The sequence below is a fragment of the Nocardioides sp. genome, from assembly GCF_035697785.1.
Taxonomy (GTDB): domain Bacteria; phylum Actinomycetota; class Actinomycetes; order Propionibacteriales; family Nocardioidaceae; genus Nocardioides_B.
In genome coordinates this window covers 24,450-40,644 of the sequence record NZ_DASSCL010000150.1, presented here as the reverse complement: position 1 = coordinate 40,644, position 16,195 = coordinate 24,450, and the positions used below count along the sequence as shown (strand labels likewise).

The following is a 16,195-nucleotide window of genomic DNA, read 5'->3' as shown; positions in this document are numbered from 1 at the left end:
GTGGAGCTGGCGGGAATCGAACCCGCGTCCTTCGGCGCCGTGCCAGGTCTTCTCCGGGTGCAGTTCGTGATGTCGTTTTTCTCGGCCCAGGCGCTCCCACGAACACGTCACCTACGGGCTCAGTCACGGAAAAGTCCCGTCCAGCCCTCGTGACCCGAGCTGGACAGCAAGCCTCCTAGATGAGGCCGGCTACTGAGGCGGAGGCGCCCTCAGACCGACCCGTTCACTGGTCGCCTCAGGCGGCGAGAGCGAACGAACTGCGCTTAGCGTTGGCAGTTGTTGGTTTCCACGGATCGTTTACGAGATGACCGTGGATCCTCGACCCGCTTCCCCTGGAACTAACGTCCCAAGTCGAAACCGATCAGCCCCTCTTGAGTTTTCAAACAGTGCTCCCACTGTAGCGGGCACAACGGACAAGCCGCGCGGCATATTCCGTCCCCAACTTCGCCGAAGGGCATTGACCCGCCGACGAGCACCTGGCAGAATCGAACATACGTTCGAGTCAAGGAGGCGGTGTGGCGATCTCGCCCTCAGTGAGGCGCGCGACAGCCATGCCCACCGGGGCCGAGGTCGACGACTACATCGCCCGCCTCGGGTACGACGATGACGCGGCGACCGACCACGACCGGATCGAGCTCATCGCCGCGCTCGAGCGGCTCAAGGGCGCCGCCGCGGCCGCGCAGGCCCGTGTGACCTTCGCCTTCGACCGGTCGCAACGAGCCGAGCAGGCGGATCTGGGAGTGCCCTCCTCGGAGCAAGGACAAGGCGTGGCGAGCCAGGTGGCACTGGCCCGGCACGACTCCCCCGCCCGTGGCGGACGACACCTCGGTCTGGCACGCGCCCTGGTCGCCGAGATGCCACGCACCTTGCAGGAGCTGGCGGCGGGGCGGATCAGCGAGTGGCGCGCCACGATCCTGGTTCGCGAGACCGCCGTGCTCTCGGCCGAGCACCGTCGTCGCGTCGACGAGGAGCTGGGAAGTCGGCTGGCCGTGCTGGGCGACCGCGGGGTGGAGCGGGAGGCGAAGCGGATCGCCTACCGCCTCGACCCGGCCTCCTTCATGCGACGCAACCGGGGCGCCGAAGCCGACCGACGGGTGACCGTGCGCCCCGCCCCCGACACCATGAGCCTCGTGACCGGCTTCCTACCGGTCGCCCAGGGGGTGGCCGTCCACGCCGCGCTCACGGCGCACGCCGACTCCCTCCGCGCCGGGGGCGACGCTCGAAGCCGTGGGCAGATCATGGCGGACACCTTCGTGGAGCGTCTCACCGGTCAGTCCACCGCCGACGCGGTGCCGGTCGAGGTCCAGCTCCTGATGACCGACCACGCCCTGCTCACCGACGACCGCACGCCGGCCCGCGTCGTCGGCCACGGCCCCGTCCCTGCCGCCCTCGCGCGCACTCTGCTCCGCTCGACCGACGCTCAGGTGTGGCTACGCCGGCTCTTCACGTCACCGACCACCGGCGAGCTGGTCGCCCTCGACTCGCGCCGACGGACCTTCCCCGCCGGGATCCGGTCGTTCCTGATCGCCCGCGACGAGGTCTGCCGGACGCCCTGGTGCGACGCGCCGATCCGACACGCCGACCACGTCGTCCGCGCCGCCGACGGCGGCCCGACCAGCGCCGACAACGGGCAAGGGCTCTGCCAGCGCTGCAACCAGGCCAAGGAGGCACCGGGTTGGGCGGCCACCCGCACGCGGGCCGGCCCGATCCACCTGCCCGGCGCGATCACCGTGCTGACGCCCACCGGGCACGCCTACGAGAGCACGCTGCCGACCCTGCCGGGCCGGCCGAGCCCGGTCACACCGATGGAACGCCGGTTCGCGGAGCTCGTGCGAGCCGCCTGAGTCAGGGCAGCCGGGCCCGGACGACCTCGTCGAGCACGCCGAGCTGCAGGGACCCGGAGTCGAGCACGGCGGAGTGGAACTTCTTGATGTCGAAGCCGGCTCCCTGGCGCTGCTCGGCCTCGGCCCGCATCCGCTCGATCTCCACGCGGCCGACCATGTACGACGTGGCCTGGCCCGGGTGCACGATGTACCGGTCCACCTCGGGGCGGCACATCGACTCGGTCAGGGGCGAGTTGGCGACCATGAAATCGACCGCCTGCTGCCGGCTCCAGCCCAGAGCGTGCAGGCCGGTGTCGACGACGAGCCGGCTGGCGCGCATGGAGTCCGCGGCATACATTCCCATCCGGTCGACCGCCCCCGAGTACAGCCCCATCTCGTCGGAGAGCCGCTCGGTGTAGAGCCCCCAGCCCTCGGCGTACGCCGAGTTGTGGATGTGCTTGCGGAACTCCGGCACGCCCTCGAGCTCGGAGGCGATCGCGAGCTGGAGGTGGTGGCCCGGGATGCCCTCGTGGAAGGCCATCGACTCCAGCTCGAAGGTGCCCCACGACTCCGGGTCGTCGATGTTGATGAAGAACGTCCCTCCCCGGCTGCCGTCGGTGGCGGGCGGGAAGTAGAACGCCTTGCCGCCCGTCATGGTGCCCTCGACGGCGCAGGGTGCCTGCGGCAGCACCTCGAACCAGCCGGGCATCGCGTCCCAGGCCCGCTGCATGGCCACCTTGGACGCCTCGACGAGCTCCTCGCCCCGGGTGAAGTGCAGCTTGGGGTCGGTGCGCATCGCCTCGAAGATCGTGGCCAGGTCGTCGCTGCCGACCACCTCTGGGCCGAGCGCGCGGTACTCGTCGGCGAGCTTCTCGATCTGTGCGAGCCCGAGGTCGTGGATCTCCTGGGCGGTCTTCGTCGTGGTCGTGTAGTAGCGCAGCGCCGCGTCGTACGCCTCCGAGCCTCCCGGGATCCAGCTCAGCCCGGCCTTGTCGTCGGGTCGCGCCACCGGGAGGACCTCGTCGCGGAGGACGTCGCGGTAGACCGCCATCCCCGGCCGTAAGTCGGACTCGATGACCGCCTTGAGCCGCTCGCGCCACGCGTCGGCATCGAGCCCCTCGGGCGGCGGGGTCGTCCCGAGCAGCGCGTCGTCGTCCACGGACGAAGCCAGGATCGCGTCGATCTGCTCGATGGTCCCGGAGACGGCGAACTCCGCCGGCGCCCGACCGGCCGCCAGACCTTCACGCAGCCGATCCACCAGCTCGCGGTAGTGCCGCCCGACACCGCGGTAGGTGTCCAGGAGCTTCTCCGCCACCTCGGCGTCCGGCAACGCGAGCATGCCGACCACGATCGGCATCTCCACCTGCAGACCGAAGATCGCGTCGGCGGCCAGCTCGGTCTGCCGGGTCTCGAGCAGGTCGGCTCGCGCCACCGCGTCGGCGGCGAGCACGGCGCGCGTGATCCGGCCCTGGTCGTCGAGCGTCGTCTCGTCGATCGCCTCAGCCCGGCGGGCGAACTCGCGCAGCGCCGCGATCACGTCGTCCTCGCCGGCCCGTGTCGCGTCCTCGAAGCGCCCGGCGTGCTCGTAGTGCCCGTAGAGGTGCGCCTCGGTCGGGTTGGTGGCGAGGTGGTAGTCCCAGTACTCGTCGGCGAGCTGGTCGATCTGGTCGGGCATGGTCATGCGGGTCCTTTCGTGGGGTGCTCGGACGGCGCTCCAAACAGACGGGTGCCGTTGTACCAGCACACGTCCCGAAGCCACTCGTCACCGAGCCCGAGACGCGCCAGCGCCTCGAGCTGGTGGGCGTAGGGGTAGGGGATGTTCGGGAAGTCGGAACCGAGAAGCACCTTCTCCCGAAGGTCACGCAACCGCGGAAGCAGGTCCGCCGGGAACGGTGCCATCTCCTCCCAGAAGTCGGTGAACGCCATCGTCGTGTCGAGGTGCACCCGGTCGTACTTCCCCGCCACCGCCATGAACTCGTCGTAGTGGGGCGCGCCCATGTGGGCGAGCACCAGGGTGAGAGCCGGGTACGCCGTCACCAGGTCGCGCAGCGCGCCGGGGCCGGTGCGCGACGTCGCCACGGGTCCGGAGTTGACGTGGATGACCACGGGCGTGCGGGCGTCCTCGAGCGCGCCCCACACAGCGCGGAGGTGCGGGTCGAGGACGTCGAAGTCGCCGACCTGCACGTGCACCTTGAAGACGTCGGTGCCGTCGGCGATCCGGCGGGCGACGTACGACGCCGCCTCGGGCTCGGGGAAGAACGTGGCGGATGTGAGCACCTCGGGGACCGTGGCGGCGAGTCCTGCGGCCCAGTCGTTGAGGTACTCCGCGATCCCCGGCTTGTGCGCGTAGGGCAGCGCGCCGAACCGTCGTACGCCGAGGGCACGCAGCTGGGCAACCCGCTCCTGGTCGTCGCCGCGGTAATGCAGCGGCCACTCCCGCCCGATCAGCGGGCCGGCACCGTCGAACTGGGCGCGCACCTTGCGCATCACGGGCGGTGGCAGGAAGTGCACGTGCACGTCGAACAGACCGGGCAGGTCGAGCTCCGCCCACCAGCCGGGGACGTGGGCGTCCGAGAGGGTCTCGACCGGGGACAACGCGGGCCGTCAGTCCTTGTAGCCCTTGAGCCGGCGGCCGATCGCCTGCTCGGTCTCACGCTGCGCCTGCTTCTCGGCGAGCGTGGCGCGCTTGTCGTAGGCCTTCTTGCCTCGAGCCAGCGCGATCTCGACCTTCGCGCGGCCGTCCTTGAAATAGAGCGCGAGCGGGACGATGGTCAGCCCCTTCTCGTTGACCCGGCGCTCGATCTTGTCGATCTCGACCCGGTTCAGCAGCAGCTTGCGCTTGCGGCGGGCCGAGTGGTTGGTCCAGGTGCCCTGCGTGTACTCGGGGATGTGCACGCCGTGCAGCCAGACCTCGTGGTTCTCGATGTCGGCGAACCCGTCGACCAGGGAGGCGCGTCCGGCGCGCAGGGACTTGACCTCGGTGCCGACCAGGACCAGGCCGGCCTCGTAGGTGTCCTCGATGTGGAAGTCGTGGCGCGCCTTCTTGTTCTGCGCCACCATCTTCTGCCCCTGCTCCCTGGCCATGCGGCCGATTCTCTCAGCAGGGAGCAACCGAGTTGACGCGGGCGGCTACAACCAACGCATCGGGTTCACGGACGTGCCGTTCTCCAGCACGGTGAAGTGCAGGTGGCACCCGGTGGACCAGCCGGTCGTGCCGACATACCCGATCACCTGTCCGCGCTCGACCCACTGGCCCTCGTGCACGGCGTAGCCGCTGAGGTGGTTGGAGATCGAGGCCAGCCCCACACCGCGGTGGAAGCCGTGGTCGAGGATGATCCGGTTGCCCCAGGCCGACTGGTAGTACATCTGCAGCACGCGACCACTGGCCGGCGCGAGGATCGGGGTGCCGCACGCGTTGCCGAAGTCCATGCCGTCGTGCAGGGCGCGGTAGCCGTAGATCGGGTGCTGCCGATAGCCGTACGGCGACGTGACCGCACCGGGCACGGGGTAGTCGAGGAACCCGTTGGAGCTGACCGGCCCGACCGCCTGGTTGGCGGCCGCGGCGGCCGCGGCGGCGCGTCGACGCGCGGCGGCGGCCCGCTTGCGCAGGATCTCGGTGATCCGGTCCTGCTCCTTCTCGAGGCTCTTCAGCGTGGCCAGGTCGGCCAGTCGGGCCCTCTCGGCCTCGTCCTCGGCCTCCTCACGCAGCGTGACCAGGTTCTGCACCTGCAGCTCCTGGTCGGCGGCGCGACGCTCGAGGTCCTGCTTCTTGGCGAGGTTCTCCGCGGCGGCGCGGCGCTTGCGGGCCACGTCGTCCTTGGCCGCCTCGACCTCCTGCTCCTGCACGGTCAGGAGCACCTTCGACGCCTCGAGGCGAGACAGCGTCACCGCTTCCTTGTCGATCACGCTCTGCACCGAGTTGAGCTGTCCGGTGAGCTCGGCCGGGTCCTGGCTGGTGAGCACCATCGAGAGCCCCATCAACGCCGGGTCACCGGTCTGGTAGTTGGAGACGACGATCTGGCCGAGCGCGTTCTCCTGCTCGGCCACCTTCACGTGTCCCGCGTCCAGGTCGACCCGGGCCTGCTCCAGCCGCTGGATCGCCGCGTCGAGCTGGGCCTGCATCTGCCGGTCGAGCGCCTCGGCGGCGGCGAGCTCGCCGCGGGTCTCGGCCAGGTGTGCCTGCGCCTGGTCGAGCTGGTTCTGGGCGGCGCCGAGCGCCGCGGCCGCCTCGCGAAGCTCGGCGCTGGAGTGCTCGAGGTCCTGGTTGGCCGCACCCATCTCACGCTTGAGCTTTGCCTGGTCCTTCTTGAGCTCCTCGGACTTCTTCTTCCGCAGCGCCTCGGCCTTCTTGCTGTCGCCCTTGTGGTTCGACCGCTGCCCGCCCTTGTCGCCCTTCTTGCCGTCAGCGGCGGTCGCCGTGGGCGACACCGCGAGGCCGGAGACAAGGCATGCGAGGACCATGACAGCGGCCGCCGCCGTCCTGGCGGGGCGCCGGGTAGTACGGGGGAAGTTGCGAACCACCGGTCTGCCTTGCTTGTTGTCCTGAGCGAGAGCCAGATCGACGGTAACGGAGGAACGTCACACTTTGAGGTATTTCCGGGTCATTACGAGCGTCGGAATCAGAGTGAGCGCCAGACCGAGGAGGGCGATGCTGCCCACCGCCCAGAGTCCGTCGCCCCAGTCCACCCAGGCCACGATGTTGGAGGTGGGCCGCAGCGTTCCGTAGATCACCACCCACATGAAGACCATCAAGGCGCCGCCGGCGAGGCTGACCCCGATGAGCGCGGCGACGAGGGACTCCATCAGGAAGGGCAGCTGGATGTAGAGGCTCGAGGCGCCCACCAGGCGCATGATCCCGATCTCGCGGCGTCGGGCGAAAGCGGCCAGCCGGATGGTGTTGCCCACCTGGAGGATCGCCGCCACCACCAGGAACGCCGCGATGCTGATGGCGCCCCACTTCATGACGTTCATCCAGAAGTAGATCGGCTTCAGCACCTCGCGCAGGTCACGAACGGTGTTGACGCCCGGCAGTCCCTGGACCGCCGACTTGATGCCGAGGAACTTCTCGGGGTCCTCCAGCTGCACCCAGTAGGACTCCTGCATGTCCGAGGGCCGGATCGACTCGTAGACGCGCTGCTCGGTGTCGTCGTCGGAGATGTACGCCGCCCGCCACTTGTCGTAGGCCTCCTGCTTGCTCTGCAGCCGCCATGACGAGACCTCGTTGTTGGTGTCGAGCACGTTCTCGATCTCGGTCTTCTGCGCGTCGGTCACCTCACCGTTGACGCAGTTGGCCGTCGTGGAGTTCTCGTTGCAGAGGAAGACGGTGATCTGGAGCTTGCTGCCCCAGTACTCCTCGGCCTTGGCTGCCTGGGCGTTGAGCAGCAGGCCCATGCCCACCAGCGTGAGCGAGACGAAGATCGTGACGATGACGGCGATCGTCATCGACACGTTGCGCTTGAGCCCGTTGCCGAGCTCCGAGAAGACGTACGTGAGCTGCATGGAGAGGAACCCTCTGGTCGTCGTACCTGTTGTCCGGTGGTCTCCGGGAGCTAGTGCTGGTAGCCGTACACGCCGCGAGACTGGTCGCGTACGACGCTGCCGTTGGACAGCTCGATGACACGCTTGCGCATCTGGTCGACGATCCCGGCGTCGTGGGTGGCCATCAGCACCGTCGTGCCGGTGCGGTTGATCCGGTCGAGCAGCTTCATGATCCCGACCGAGGTGTTGGGGTCGAGGTTGCCGGTCGGCTCGTCGGCGATCAGGATCATCGGCCGGTTGACGAACGCCCGCGCGATCGCGACGCGCTGCTGCTCACCACCCGAGAGCTCGTCGGGCATCCGGTCGCCCTTGCCCTCGAGCCCGACCAGCTCGAGCGTCTCGGGGACCACCTTGGTGATGTGGCTGCGCGGCTTCCCGATCACCTGGAGCGCGAACGCGACGTTCTCCCCGACCGTCTTGTTGGGGAGCAGCCGGAAGTCCTGGAACACGGTGCCGATCTGGCGACGCAGACCGGGCACCTTCCAGGTGGCCAGCCGGTTGATCTCCTTGCCCGCGACGTAGACCCTGCCGTGGGTGGGCCGGGCCTCCCGGAGCACGAGGCGCAGGAAGGTCGACTTGCCGGAGCCGGATGCGCCCACGAGGAAGACGAACTCGCCCTTCTCGACCTCGACGGTGACGTCGTCGAGGGCAGCACGGCTCTGGCCGGCATAGGATTTGGTGACATTCTCGAAGCGGATCACAGGCAGTGGGTGTGGCCGGGTTCGGGGACACGGGGAGCATGCCGATCCACCTGGGCTTCCCCCGGGTGCGGTGCAGCGGCATCCGACCAACAGTTGAGTCTAGGCGACGACCCTGAGAGGCCCCGACACGTCGCAGGCATCGGTGTGCCGAACGTCATGCCGATCCCCGACATCCGGGACCGGCGAGTCCGCTCAGTTGGCGGCGGCCTTCTCGGCACCGCGCCGCCAGCGGATCCCCGCCTCGAGGAACTCGTCGATCTCGCCGTCGAGGACCGCCTGCGGGTTGCCGGACTCCTGCTCGGTGCGCAGGTCCTTGACCATCTGGTAGGGGTTCAGCACGTAGTTGCGCATCTGGTCGCCCCACGACGCGGCCACGTCACCGCGCAGCTCGTCGAGCTGGGCGCGCTCCTCCGCCTTCTTGATGGCGAGCAGCTTGGCCTTGAGGATCACCATGGCGGAGGCCTTGTTCTGCAGCTGGCTCTTCTCGTTCTGGCAGGAGACGACCGTGCCGGTCGGGATGTGGGTCAGCCGGACCGCCGAGTCGGTGGTGTTGACCGACTGTCCGCCGGGGCCCGACGAGCGGTAGACGTCGATCCTGACCTCCTCCTCCGGGATGTCGATCTCGTCGGTCTGCTCGAGCACCGGGACTACCTCCACGGCCGCGAACGACGTCTGGCGGCGGCCCTGGTTGTCGAACGGGCTGATCCGCACCAGCCGGTGGGTGCCGGCCTCGACCGACAGGGTGCCGTAGGCGTAGGGCGCGTGGATGGCGAAGGTCGCGGACTTGAGCCCGGCCTCCTCGGCGTACGACGTGTCGAACACCTCGACCGGGTACTTGTTGCGCTCGGCCCAGCGGACGTACATGCGCATCAGCATCTCGGCGAAGTCGGCCGCGTCCACGCCGCCCGCCCCGGACCGGATGGTCACCAGTGCCTCGCGGGAGTCGAACTCCCCGGAGAGCAGCGTGCGGACCTCGAGCAGCTCCACGGCCTTCTGCAGCCGGGCGAGCTCGCGCTCGGACTCGGAGAGGGCGTCGCTGTCGCCCTCCTCCTGGGCCATCTCGACCATCAGGGTCAGGTCGTCGAGGCGGCTCTGCAGCGACGTGAACCGGTCGAGCTCGCCCTGCAGCGCGGACAGCCGGCCGGTGACGCGCTGGGCGTTGGCCTGGTCGTCCCAGAGGTCTGGTGCGGCGACCTGCTCCCCGAGGTCGGCGATCTCCGCGCGCATCGCGTCGAGGTCCAGCACCTGCTCGACGGTGTGCATGGTCGCCTGCAGCTGCTTGATCTGGGTCTCGAAATCGGGGCCTGCCACGAGACGGAGCCTACGCCAGCGGGGGTCGGCCGACGCATGGCCAGGGGGCCGACCGGGTAGGAGACTTGTGCACGCGATCGAACGGAGGACCCCATGCCTCAGCAGGCCTGGAGCAACAAGCGCGAGCGGCAGTACGAACACATCAAGGAGGGTCTGGAGGACCGCGGCCGCAGCGAGGACACGGCGGAGGAGATCGCGGCGCGCACCGTCAACAAGGAGCGCGCGCGGTCCGGTGAGTCCCGCGAGGCCAGCCGCTCATCGACGAGGGACATCTCCTCGGGGCAGCGCGGCGGCAAGCGCTCGCACAGCGGCTCCCAGGGACGGACCAAGGCGCAGCTCTACAACGAGGCCAAGAAGAAGAACGTCGAGGGCAGGTCGAAGATGTCCAAGGCGGAGCTCGAGAAGGCGGTGGGGCGCTGAGCGCTCCGGAGGGTTCGGGCCCTCAGCCGACGACCGGGGCCGAGTCCGACCAGGACCGTCTCGCCCGGAACTTCAACGAGCTGCTCCAGGAGCTGCGGGTCACCCAGACCGGCGTACAGATCCTGACCGGGTTCCTGCTCACGGTGCCGTTCACGCAGCGGTTTCCGGACCTCGACTCGGTGCAGACCACCGGCTACCTGGCCGTGCTGCTCGGCTCGGTGATCGCGACCGGGTTCATCATCGCGCCGGTGGCCCTGCACCGGACCCTCTTCCGTCAGGGCGAGAAGGAGTGGCTCGTGCACGCCGCCAACTGGTGCGCGCGTGCCGGGTTGCTGATCCTGGCGCTCACCCTCGCCGGCGTCGTGTGGCTGGTCTTCGACGTGGTGGTGTCGCGCACCGCGGCCATCGTCGCCGGTGGCGGGTTCCTGGTGTTCCTGGTGCTCCTGTGGGGCGTCCTCCCCCTGGTCAAGCGGGCCGACTGACGAATCCCGCCTGACCTGGGACTTTACGGACTCTTTGCGCCGTTCTGGTCCCCTCGTACCGAACCGGTGGGGCGTTTCGAGGGGGGCTCGATGGCGGCGGTGTCGATGGTGGGGTTCACCCATCGTTCGTGCGCGCTCGGCGTGCTCGAACGGGTGTCCGTGCCACATTCCGAGCAGGAGCCGCTGCTGCGCGCCGTGCGTGCCGCCGGCTTCTCAGAGGCCGTCGTGCTGTCGACGTGCAGCCGGACGGAGATCTACGCCGGGCCGTCGGACGAGGATCCGGACCGCCTGCTCGAGCTGTTGGCCGACCGTGCCGGAGGCTGGACGCCTCAGCTGCGTGCGGCCGCGCAGACGCGCATGGGGGACGACGCCGTGCACCACCTGTTCCGCGTGGTCGCGGGGCTGGACTCCCGGGTGGTCGGCGAGCCCGAGATCCGCAGCCAGGTGCGCGCGGCCTTCCGGCAGGCGTACGCCGCCGGCATGGTCGCCGGCACGCTCGGCGAGCTCTTCCCGGCCGCACTGCGTGCGGGCGCCGAGGTGCGCCGCAAGACCTCGGTCGTCTCGCAGGCGCGCTCACTGGCACACCGGGCAGTCGACCTGGGACTGGCGTCGATCACCAGCGTGCCCCGCCCGCAGGTCGTGGTGCTGGGCTCGGGGCGGATGGCCACCGCAGCCGTGGAGCGTCTGCGGCAGCTCGGCCACCGACCCGTCGTGGTCGCCCGCAGCCTCCAGCACGCCGCCCGGCTGGTCGGCGCGGACGCTGCCCGGTCGCTCGACCAGCTGACGACCGAGATCGGGCACGCGGACCTGCTGATCAGCGCCACCGCCGCGAGCCAGGCGCTCGTCACCGTCGGCCAGGTCGAGCGCGCGACGAGGAACCGCACGCGGCCGCTCACGGTCGTGGACCTCTCGGTGCCCCGGAACGTCGAGCCGGCGGTCGGCGACCGTGCGCTGGTGCGGCTGGTGGACATCGAGGACCTGGACACGGACCCCGCGGCCGACCCGGAGCTCGCCGCGCCGCTGGTGCACGCCGAGGCCCTGGTGCGCGAGGCGACGCGTCGGCACGTCGAGCACGTCGCCGCCCGGGGGGCCGGTCCCCTCATCGCGGCCATCCGGCAGCGCGTGGAGGAGGTGTGCCTGGAGAGTCTCCTCCGCACCAGGCCGTCGGCGGCACGCCAAGAGCTGGCCGTCGAGGCGCACCTGGTGGCCGGTCGTCTGGCACACCCGGTGATCATGCTCGCGCGGGATGCGGCGGCGTCGGGTGACGAGGCGAGGCTGCTGGTCCTGTCCGAGGCGTTCGGGGTGTCCTGGTCGAGCCGCGTGCTGTCGGACCGGGCGGCTCAGTCGCTGACCACGACGTACGACGCCGCGGTGGAGCTGATCAGGGGCCTGACGTCCCAGCCGGGCGGCGAGATCGGCAGGTCCAGCGGCGCCGAGACCCGCACCACGACCCGGTCGGCCGTCGCGTCGACCGCGAATTGAAGCCCGGGGTAGGCCCGGGCGGCGTCGATCTCGAGCAGGTACGTCGCGACGTACTCGCGTGCCGCCACCGGGTCGATCAGCGCCCGTTCCCCCAGCCCGCCCTCGTAGACCTGAAGTCCCTGCACTCCGTCGGCGGCGGCCAGGGCGGCACCGTCGGCGAGGTTGTCGAGCCCCTGCCGGCGCAGGTAGGCCGCCGACGCGTCGACGGTGACGCCGATGAGCAGCAGCGCGACGACGGCGAGCCCGACGATGAGCACCATGGTCTGGCCGGCTTCGTCGCGGGCCCTCACGACCGGTCCTCGCGGAAGGTGCCGTAAGGGACGGTGTGGCGGGCGTCGACCCGGATGCTCGGCGCGCCGCCTCCGAGCGCTGACGGCACCAGCGGGAGCCGGACCTGGCTGTGGACGTCGACCCGCACAACCGAGCCCGGCGCCAGACAGTCGCCGGCGGGCAGGCAGGTGAGCCGGAGGTCCACGCCCCCAGCATCGACTCCCTGGTCGTGCAGCGCCACCTCCGCGGCCGCCCGGGCCGCCGCGGACCCCTGCGCGACGTCGGGGGCGAGCACGAACGCGCGTCCGGCCGCCCGGGCCGCGGCGGTTGTCGCGAAGGCGTGCCTCTGCACGTCGTACACCGCGAGGACGAGGTACACGAGCGGGACCAGGAGGAGGATCGCGAGCCAGGTGACCTCGACGAGGGCGGTGCCGGACTCGTCGCGGCGCATCACGGCGCGACCTCCTCGACCGCGTGGCCTGTCGCGACCAGCCGGACGGCGGGCCCCCACAGACCCAGCGCCGGCACCTCGGCCGCGACGCGCACCTCGACACCGGCCATCCCGCGGACGGTGCCGGGATGTGCAGACACCTCCTGCGCGAAGCGGGCGGCGAGGGCACCGGTGATCTGCTGCCGAGTGCGGGCCGCGCCGTCGGCGAACGTGCGGTCCGCGGTGGCGGCGTACCGGGCCCCTTCGGACGCCGCTGAGGTCAGCGTGTTGCGGACGTGGAGCACGAGCGCGACCTGGAGGATCCCGAGGAACAGCGGCAGGACGACCAGCACCACGAGCACGAAGTCGACGACCGCCGACCCTCGTTCGCCGTGGTCGGGTCGGGACAACGGCTCAGCGCACCGAGCTCAGCGCGTCGCGCAGCATGCCTGCGAGCTGCGGACCGGCGATGGCCCACAGGGCGGCGACCAGCCCAGCGGTCATCACCGTGATAAGCACCCAGCCGGGCACGTCGCCGCGCTCCGTGCGCCGGTCGCGGGTGTCGGCGAGGAGCTGGAGACACAACATCAACCTCGGGGTCATGGGCGGTTCCTTGTCTGTGTTGGCGGTCAAGGGCTGACCAGCTGGAGTCCGACCACTCCGGGCCAGAACGCGAACAGGACGGTGACGGGCAGGACCAGGAAGACGACGGGCACCATCATCACGACCTCCCGGCGGGCGCCCGACTCGATCAGGGCGCGTCGACCCGCCTCTCGGGCGTCGGCGGCCTGGGCATGGAGCACGGCGGCGAGCGGGGTGCCGCGGTCCACGGCCACCGCCATCGCCTCCGCGAACCGGGCCACGGCCGGCAGACCGGACCGCGCGGCCCAGGCATCGAGCGCGGCGGCCACCGGGGTGCCGGTGCGGACGTCGGCCAGCACCCGGCCGATCTCGCCCGCCATCTCACCGCGACACCTGACGGCCACCCGGTCGAGGGCGGCCACCGGTCCCTCACCGGCCCCGACCGCCAGGGCGAGCAGCTCGGCCACGGTCGGGAACTCGACCATCAGCCGGCGTTCCCGCTCGGTGGCCTGAGCGGTGAGCCGGTTCTCCCGGAGCAGGACGCCGAACGCGAACGCCACCACGCACAGGACGAGCAGCGGCAACGTGCGCGACGGCGCCTGCAACGCGACGACGAGGGTCACGGCCGCGGTGACCGCGAACCCGACCAGACCCCACATCACCTGCTCGACGCGGAACTCGCGGACGGTCAGCTCGAGCCCGGTCCGCTCGAGGCGACGGCGGATGGATGCGCTGCCGCCGAGGACGCGCTCGACGGACCCGGCGGCCGCGGAGAGGACCGGCCCGAACACGGCCCGGAACGGGCCGGCCGGGCGCGTGCCGACCAGTGGCTGCCGGGCCATGTGCGGCAGGTCGCGGATGTAGGGCAGCACCCGGACCTCCAGGGCCGGACGGCGACCGAGCACCCCCCGCGCGACGAGGAACAACCCCGAGCCGAGCATGGCACCGGCGAACGCACCCAGGGCGCTCACCGCAGGACCCGACTCTCGACAGGGAGCCGGCCGATGCGCACCATCAGCCGGTAGGCCACGAGCGTCAGCCCGCCCCCGACCATGAGCACGACGGCGCCCTCGGGTGAGGAGTAGCGGCTGATCACGTCGCGCTGGAAGCTCAGCATGAGCAGCACCAGCCACGGCGCGGCGACCGCGAGCCGGGCCCCCACCACGGTCCAGGTCTGCCGCGACTCCAGCTCGGACCGGGTGCGCGCGTCGTCACGCAGGAACCCCGAGAGGTTGCGCAGCACCAGGCCGAGCTCGCCACCGCCGACCTCGCGCGCCACGCGGAGCCCCTCGACGACACGATCCCCGACAGGGTCGGCGAGCCCCTCCTTGAGCCCGTCGAGCGAGTCGCCGAAGCGGCCCGTGAGCTGGTAGTCGGCGGCGAACGCATCGAAGTGCGGGCGGAGCGGGACCGGACCCCGTCCACCCAGCGAGGCCAGCGCCTCGGGCAGCGACAGGCCGGCGCGCACGGCGGAAGCGAGGTTGTCCACTGCCTCGGGCCACACGTCCAGCAGCTCCCGCTGCCGGCGCCGGGCCCGGCCGGTGACCAGCGCGACGGGCAGGTACGCCGCCAGCAGGCCGAACGCCGCGGCGACGGTCGCGGTGCCGGAGAGCACCTGCACCGCGAGGAAGGCGACCACGGCGCTCACCGCGCAGACGACGAACAGGCCCGCGGGCGTGGTCTGCTCCAGGCCGGCGCGGGCGAGCAGCTCGCGGACGCGGGACGGGCCTCCGCGCCCGCGCGGCTTCGGCGCATCGGGTGCGGTCAGGGCGAGCCAGATCAGCAACAGCCCCGCTCCCGCGGCGAGTCCGACGGCGAGCCCCATGTCAGGCCCCCGCCAGCAGCGTGGTGAGGTCGTGGCCGGCTCGCGCGAAGTGCTCCCGCCGCGGCGGCATCCCCTGGGCCCGCACCAGCTCGTCGCCCCGGCGTACGAAGATCGCCTCGGTCTCGATCACGTCGTTCTCCACCCTGCCGGGCACCCCGACGATCTCCTGGACGCGACGGTGGCCGTTCGCGTCGATGCCCAGGTGCACGACCAGGTCGACGGACGCCGCGACCGTGGGTACGACGAAGCGGGGCGAGATGTTCTCTCCCGCGAGGAGCGGCAGCGTGCACATCTTGACCAGGGCCTCGCGGGCGCTGTTGGCGTGCAGCGAGGCCATGCCCGGCAGACCGGCGTTGAGGGCGAGCAGCAGGTCGAGGCACTCCTCGGCGCGCACCTCGCCCACGATGACCCGCGTGGGCCGCATCCTCAGGCTCTCCTTGACCAGGTCGCGCAGCCGGATCTCGCCGGTGCCCTCGAGCCCCTGCTGGCGGGTCTGCATGGCCACCCAGTCCGGGTGGTGGAAGCGCAGCTCGTAGACCTCTTCCACGGAGACCACCCGCTCGCGCCCGGGGATCGACGACGCCAGACAGTTGAGCATCGTGGTCTTCCCCGCCTGGGTGGCGCCGGACACCAGCACGTTGAGCCCGGAGACGATGGCGGCGTCGAGGAACTTCGCGGCCTGCGTCGACAGGCTGCCGAGGCCGACCAGGTCCTCGAGCAGGGACGCCCGGACGACGAACTTGCGGATGTTGACGGCCGAGAAGCCCCGCGAGATGCCTTCCAGCACCACGTGCAGGCGGTGGCCGTCGGGCAGCATCGCGTCGACGAACGGCTGCGAGACGTCGACCCTGCGTCCGCTCGACTTGAGCATCCGCTCGACCAGCTCGTGCACCTGAGCCGAGGTGAGGATGGTGTCGGTGAGCTCGTGGCGCCCCGCCCTCGCGACGAACACGCGTTCGGGGGAGTTGATCCAGATCTCCTCGACCTCGGGGTCGTCGAGGTAGCGCTGCAGCGCGCCGAAGCCGGACACCCGGGCGACCAGCTCCTCGACGGCGGCGTCGGCGTCCGCGAGCGGGAGGACCGCACCGGTGAGGGAGTGCTCGTCGTGGTCGGCGACGACCCGGGCAGCCAGGGCACGGACCGCGGCGGCGTCGCGCTGCGGGTCGAGGGCGTCACGGCGTACCGCCGCGCGCAGGCGCTCGTCGAGCTCGTCGATGTGTCCGTCGTGCGCGTCGGTGTAGGTAAGGCTCACGCCCCCTGCCCCCGTTCCCGAGAGAGCTCGGCGCCCGCCGAGTCGGGGTGCCGTTCCGCGCAGTTTGCCCGAAGCGCCG

Annotated in this window: 17 protein-coding genes, 1 other RNA gene and 1 pseudogene; 4 read left to right on the top strand and 15 right to left on the bottom strand. The window is 71.0% G+C overall.

Annotated elements, in window-relative coordinates:
* Positions 1–369: a transfer-messenger RNA gene (gene ssrA, locus VFH10_RS15995) on the bottom strand; the annotation flags it as partial.
* Positions 370–551: 182 nt separating this feature from the next.
* Here ssrA and VFH10_RS15990 point away from each other — a divergent pair.
* Positions 552–1,844: an HNH endonuclease gene (locus VFH10_RS15990; protein ID WP_325130303.1), complete on the top strand. Its 1,293-nt coding sequence runs from the start codon at positions 552–554 to the stop codon at positions 1,842–1,844.
* A gap of 1 nt (position 1,845) precedes the next feature.
* Here the strand turns inward: VFH10_RS15990 and VFH10_RS15985 are convergent, their stop codons facing one another.
* From VFH10_RS15985 to prfB, 7 genes are all read right to left on the bottom strand, one after another.
* On the bottom strand, positions 1,846–3,504 hold the full coding sequence (locus VFH10_RS15985; RefSeq protein WP_325130301.1) for a DUF885 domain-containing protein: 1,659 nt from the start codon (positions 3,502–3,504) through the stop codon (positions 1,846–1,848).
* Positions 3,501–4,418 (bottom strand): amidohydrolase family protein, encoded by a 918-nt coding sequence (locus tag VFH10_RS15980; protein ID WP_325130299.1) that lies wholly within the window; start codon positions 4,416–4,418, stop codon positions 3,501–3,503. Before VFH10_RS15980 ends, VFH10_RS15985 begins: the two co-directional genes overlap by 4 nt.
* A 9-nt stretch (positions 4,419–4,427) precedes the next feature.
* The gene (smpB, locus tag VFH10_RS15975) at positions 4,428–4,907 is read right to left on the bottom strand and encodes an SsrA-binding protein SmpB (RefSeq protein WP_325130296.1); all 480 of its coding nucleotides are present in this window, start codon (positions 4,905–4,907) and stop codon (positions 4,428–4,430) included.
* 45 nt (positions 4,908–4,952) lie between these two features.
* A complete protein-coding gene (locus VFH10_RS15970) occupies positions 4,953–6,284 on the bottom strand; it encodes a peptidoglycan DD-metalloendopeptidase family protein (RefSeq protein ID WP_325130294.1) in 1,332 nt (443 codons plus the stop codon).
* A gap of 117 nt (positions 6,285–6,401) precedes the next feature.
* Positions 6,402–7,322: a permease-like cell division protein FtsX gene (ftsX, locus tag VFH10_RS15965; protein WP_325130293.1), complete on the bottom strand. Its 921-nt coding sequence runs from the start codon at positions 7,320–7,322 to the stop codon at positions 6,402–6,404.
* Positions 7,323–7,372: 50 nt separating this feature from the next.
* On the bottom strand, positions 7,373–8,062 hold the full coding sequence (gene ftsE, locus VFH10_RS15960) for a cell division ATP-binding protein FtsE (RefSeq protein WP_325130292.1): 690 nt from the start codon (positions 8,060–8,062) through the stop codon (positions 7,373–7,375).
* A 192-nt stretch (positions 8,063–8,254) separates the two neighbouring features.
* The gene (prfB, locus tag VFH10_RS15955; protein ID WP_325130290.1) at positions 8,255–9,373 is read right to left on the bottom strand and encodes a peptide chain release factor 2; all 1,119 of its coding nucleotides are present in this window, start codon (positions 9,371–9,373) and stop codon (positions 8,255–8,257) included.
* Positions 9,374–9,466: 93 nt separating this feature from the next.
* On the opposite strand from prfB, the gene VFH10_RS15950 reads away from it, so the two are divergent.
* From VFH10_RS15950 to hemA, 3 genes and pseudogenes are all read left to right on the top strand, one after another.
* A complete protein-coding gene (locus VFH10_RS15950; protein ID WP_325130288.1) occupies positions 9,467–9,793 on the top strand; it encodes a plasmid stabilization protein in 327 nt (108 codons plus the stop codon).
* Entirely contained in the window at positions 9,790–10,275 is a 486-nt protein-coding gene (locus tag VFH10_RS15945; RefSeq protein ID WP_325130304.1) for a DUF6328 family protein, read from the top strand. Before VFH10_RS15950 ends, VFH10_RS15945 begins: the two co-directional genes overlap by 4 nt.
* Before the next feature lie 90 nt (positions 10,276–10,365).
* A pseudogene (gene hemA / locus VFH10_RS15940) lies at positions 10,366–11,565 on the top strand (glutamyl-tRNA reductase); the annotation flags it as partial.
* Between the two features lie 50 nt (positions 11,566–11,615).
* On the opposite strand, the gene VFH10_RS15935 reads toward hemA, so the two are convergent.
* The 7 genes from VFH10_RS15935 to VFH10_RS15905 are packed head-to-tail and all read right to left on the bottom strand — an operon-like array spanning position 11,616 to position 16,116.
* Positions 11,616–12,047, bottom strand: a complete 432-nt coding sequence (locus VFH10_RS15935; RefSeq protein ID WP_325130285.1) for a pilus assembly protein TadG-related protein — start codon at positions 12,045–12,047, stop codon at positions 11,616–11,618.
* The gene (locus tag VFH10_RS15930) at positions 12,044–12,478 is read right to left on the bottom strand and encodes a hypothetical protein (RefSeq protein ID WP_325130283.1); all 435 of its coding nucleotides are present in this window, start codon (positions 12,476–12,478) and stop codon (positions 12,044–12,046) included. The genes VFH10_RS15935 and VFH10_RS15930 overlap by 4 nt, the downstream gene beginning before the upstream one ends.
* The gene (locus tag VFH10_RS15925; protein ID WP_325130281.1) at positions 12,478–12,867 is read right to left on the bottom strand and encodes a TadE/TadG family type IV pilus assembly protein; all 390 of its coding nucleotides are present in this window, start codon (positions 12,865–12,867) and stop codon (positions 12,478–12,480) included. Before VFH10_RS15925 ends, VFH10_RS15930 begins: the two co-directional genes overlap by 1 nt.
* 4 nt (positions 12,868–12,871) lie before the next feature.
* Entirely contained in the window at positions 12,872–13,060 is a 189-nt protein-coding gene (locus tag VFH10_RS15920) for a hypothetical protein (RefSeq protein WP_325130306.1), read from the bottom strand.
* A gap of 26 nt (positions 13,061–13,086) precedes the next feature.
* Positions 13,087–14,010 carry a type II secretion system F family protein gene (locus VFH10_RS15915; protein ID WP_325130279.1) on the bottom strand — a complete coding sequence of 308 codons (924 nt, stop codon included), beginning with the start codon at positions 14,008–14,010 and terminating at the stop codon, positions 13,087–13,089.
* A complete protein-coding gene (locus VFH10_RS15910) occupies positions 14,007–14,864 on the bottom strand; it encodes a type II secretion system F family protein (protein WP_325130277.1) in 858 nt (285 codons plus the stop codon). The genes VFH10_RS15915 and VFH10_RS15910 overlap by 4 nt, the downstream gene beginning before the upstream one ends.
* Position 14,865: 1 nt before the next feature.
* Positions 14,866–16,116, bottom strand: coding sequence for a CpaF family protein (locus tag VFH10_RS15905; RefSeq protein WP_325130276.1), 1,251 nt, complete (start codon positions 16,114–16,116; stop codon positions 14,866–14,868).
* Positions 16,117–16,195 lie beyond the last annotated feature (79 nt).

What these genes read in the sequence shown, in the direction of transcription:
- VFH10_RS15970 (WP_325130294.1), bottom strand. Translation starts at nt 6,284, where the DNA reads ATGGTCCTCGCATGCCTTGTCTCCGGCCTCGCGGTGTCGCCCACGGCG.
- VFH10_RS15920 (WP_325130306.1), bottom strand. Translation starts at nt 13,060, where the DNA reads ATGACCCCGAGGTTGATGTTGTGTCTCCAGCTCCTCGCCGACACCCGC.
- VFH10_RS15950 (WP_325130288.1), top strand. Translation starts at nt 9,467, where the DNA reads ATGCCTCAGCAGGCCTGGAGCAACAAGCGCGAGCGGCAGTACGAACAC.
- ftsX (WP_325130293.1), bottom strand. Translation starts at nt 7,322, where the DNA reads ATGCAGCTCACGTACGTCTTCTCGGAGCTCGGCAACGGGCTCAAGCGC.
- VFH10_RS15985 (WP_325130301.1), bottom strand. Translation starts at nt 3,504, where the DNA reads ATGACCATGCCCGACCAGATCGACCAGCTCGCCGACGAGTACTGGGAC.
- VFH10_RS15990 (WP_325130303.1), top strand. Translation starts at nt 552, where the DNA reads ATGCCCACCGGGGCCGAGGTCGACGACTACATCGCCCGCCTCGGGTAC.
- VFH10_RS15930 (WP_325130283.1), bottom strand. Translation starts at nt 12,478, where the DNA reads ATGCGCCGCGACGAGTCCGGCACCGCCCTCGTCGAGGTCACCTGGCTC.
- VFH10_RS15910 (WP_325130277.1), bottom strand. Translation starts at nt 14,864, where the DNA reads ATGGGGCTCGCCGTCGGACTCGCCGCGGGAGCGGGGCTGTTGCTGATC.
- smpB (WP_325130296.1), bottom strand. Translation starts at nt 4,907, where the DNA reads ATGGCCAGGGAGCAGGGGCAGAAGATGGTGGCGCAGAACAAGAAGGCG.